Here is a 2,491-nt window from a genome sequence, read left to right on the forward strand (position 1 = left end):
GTTCAAGGGCACGGTTTACGTGTTGAGCAAGGAAGAAGGCGGCCGTCATACACCGTTCTTCAAGGGCTATCGTCCGCAGTTCTACTTCCGCACGACAGACGTGACGGGAGTGGCGGAGTTGCCCGAAGGCACGGAGATGGTGATGCCGGGCGACAACGTGGAGCTGGTGATCGAACTGATTACACCGGTAGCCATGGAAAAGGGTCTGCGGTTTGCCATCCGCGAAGGCGGACGCACGGTAGGCGCAGGCGCGATCAGCGAAATCATTAAGTAGCAGGGATCGGGATTCAGAGTTCAGGGGTCAGCAAAAACTGATCCCTGACACCTGAAACCTGAACACTGGAAGGAAGCCAATGGTAGGTCAAAGGATTCGAATTCGGTTGAAGGCATACGACTATCGCGTGCTGGATACCTCGACCGGCGAGATTGTTGAAACGGCCAAGCGCACCGGAGCGACGGTGGCGGGTCCGATTCCGTTGCCGACGATCAAGAACAAGTACTGCGTGCTGCGTTCGCCGCACGTGGACAAGAAGTCGCGCGAGGCGTTCGAGATTCGCACGCACAAACGGCTGATCGACATTCTTGAACCGACGCAACAGACCGTGGACGCGCTGATGAAGCTCGATCTTCCGGCCGGCGTAGACGTCGAGATCAAGGCGTTCGAAAAGTAGGCACTTGCGGTGCGGCCATCCGCGCTTTGCGGCGCACAAGGCTTGCAGGCTAACGCGAAGCAGTAAAAAGGTCCGGAAGGACCCCGGCAGTGCAGAGTCAAGTGCTTTGCATGATGAGGCGAGGAAGATATGGCAGTCACAGGGATTCTGGGAAAAAAGATCGGCATGACGCAGGTTTTCGACGAGAAGGGCGATGTGCACCCGATTACGGTGCTGCAGGCTGGCCCTTGCGTGATCACGCAGTTGAAGACATTGGCCAAGGACGGCTATGACGCCGCCCAAATCGGCCTGGTGGAATTCATCAAGACCAAGAATGTGACCAAGCCGCAGGCTGGCCACTTCGCGAAGACTGAAGCGCCCCCGGTCAAGGTCATTAAGGAAGTCGATGTTGAAGCCTCTCCGGACGGCGAAGTTCAAACCAAGGCTGGCGACCGTGTGCTGGTTGATATCTTCCAGGATGCGAAATTTGTGGATGTGATCGGCACTTCGAAGGGCCGCGGATTTGCTGGCGTCGTTCGCCGGCACAAGTTTGGCGGCGGACCGAAGTCGCACGGACATATGTTCCAGGTGCAGGGTTCGATTGGTGCATCCAGCTTTCCGTCGCGCGTGTTCCCAGGGCAGAGAATGCCAGGTCACATGGGCGCAGCGCAGATCACAGTTCGCAATCTGCGTATTCGCGGCATCGATCTTGAAGAGAATTTGCTGATGGTTGAAGGCGCGGTTCCAGGATCGCGTGAAGGATACGTGCTGATTTCGAAGGCTAAGACTCCGCCGCGCGAGCGTCGTGGATTTGCCGGCTCGAGCACGGTCGATCCGTTGAAGGCTTCGAAGAAGGCAACCGCAAAGCGCAAGTAGGCACCTCTGGTGCGGGTGATTGCGCCTTGCGGCGCTTGAGATTGAGGGTCGGCTGGAAGATGTCGACGGAAGAGATTCAGAGCCGGATGCAAGTCCGGCGGAAGAAGAAGACAATGGCAAACGTAGATGTTGTAAATCTGAACGGCGAAAAGGTGGGCTCGCTCGAACTGGCCGATTCAGTTTATGGCCAGGTCAACGAGGCTCTGCTGTGGGAAGCGGTAAAGCACTATCGCGCTTCCATGCGTCAGGGCACGCACAAGACCAAGAGCCGCACTGAAGTCGCTGGTTCCGGCAAGAAGCTGTGGAAGCAGAAAGGCACCGGCCGCGCTCGTATCGGCTCTGTTCGCTCGCCCCTGTGGCGGCATGGTTACACCGTGCACGGACCTCAACCACGCAGCTATGACTATGCGTTTCCGCGCAAGAAGCTGCAAGGTGCGCTGCGTTCTGCGCTGGCATCGAAGCTGGCGGATGGCAAGCTCACTGTAGTTGACACGCTGGAAATCAAAGAGGGCAAGACCAAGCTCTATCGTCAGGCGCTGGACAAGCTCGACGTGACGCGTACGGCTCTGATTGTCGAAAACGGCAAGACGCTTTCGCAGGCATTGATGCTGGGTGCGCGCAATCTCAAGGGTGTCGAGCTGGTACTCAACAACGAAGTGCACCCCTACGATCTGCTTCGGTATGAGCGGGCGATTTTCTCCAAAGCTGCGATCGAGCAGTTGACAGAGTCTCTCGTGAAGAGCGTTTCGAAGCGCAATGCTGCGCAGACGGAGGCCGCATAATGCCGAGTCTTTATACAGTAATTCGCCGGCCCCTGATTACGGAAAAGGGTCTGAGCGTAAAGGAAACCGAGGGCACGTTGGTGTTTGACGTTGCTCCGGATGCTTCGAAGATCGAAGTGAAGCAGGCGGTCGAGGCTCTCTTCAAGGTGAAGGTGGCCGCGGTGAGGACTGCGAATGTGGTGG

Annotated in this window: 5 protein-coding genes; all 5 read left to right on the top strand. The window is 57.3% G+C overall.

The window, feature by feature from the left end:
- Positions 1 to 274, top strand: a 274-nt coding sequence (locus WA354_RS04905) for an EF-Tu C-terminal domain-related protein (protein ID WP_472811891.1), incomplete at its 5' end; no start/stop codon positions are given.
- Positions 275 to 353: 79 nt separating this feature from the next.
- Positions 354 to 671, top strand: coding sequence for a 30S ribosomal protein S10 (rpsJ, locus tag WA354_RS04910; RefSeq protein ID WP_348264174.1), 318 nt, complete (start codon positions 354 to 356; stop codon positions 669 to 671).
- A gap of 129 nt (positions 672 to 800) precedes the next feature.
- Entirely contained in the window at positions 801 to 1,526 is a 726-nt protein-coding gene (gene rplC / locus WA354_RS04915) for a 50S ribosomal protein L3 (protein WP_472811892.1), read from the top strand.
- 113 nt (positions 1,527 to 1,639) lie between these two features.
- A complete protein-coding gene (gene rplD / locus WA354_RS04920) occupies positions 1,640 to 2,308 on the top strand; it encodes a 50S ribosomal protein L4 (RefSeq protein ID WP_472811893.1) in 669 nt (222 codons plus the stop codon).
- On the top strand, positions 2,308 to 2,491 hold a 184-nt coding region (rplW, locus tag WA354_RS04925), incomplete at its 3' end, for a 50S ribosomal protein L23 (protein ID WP_472811894.1). The genes rplD and rplW, both read left to right, overlap by 1 nt.

Source organism: Occallatibacter sp., assembly GCF_049802275.1.
Classification (GTDB): domain Bacteria; phylum Acidobacteriota; class Terriglobia; order Terriglobales; family Acidobacteriaceae; genus Telmatobacter.

Coding starts and splice junctions, on each gene's coding strand:
- rpsJ (WP_348264174.1), top strand. CDS start 354: ATGGTAGGTCAAAGGATTCGAATTCGGTTGAAGGCATACGACTATCGC.
- rplC (WP_472811892.1), top strand. CDS start 801: ATGGCAGTCACAGGGATTCTGGGAAAAAAGATCGGCATGACGCAGGTT.
- rplD (WP_472811893.1), top strand. CDS start 1,640: ATGGCAAACGTAGATGTTGTAAATCTGAACGGCGAAAAGGTGGGCTCG.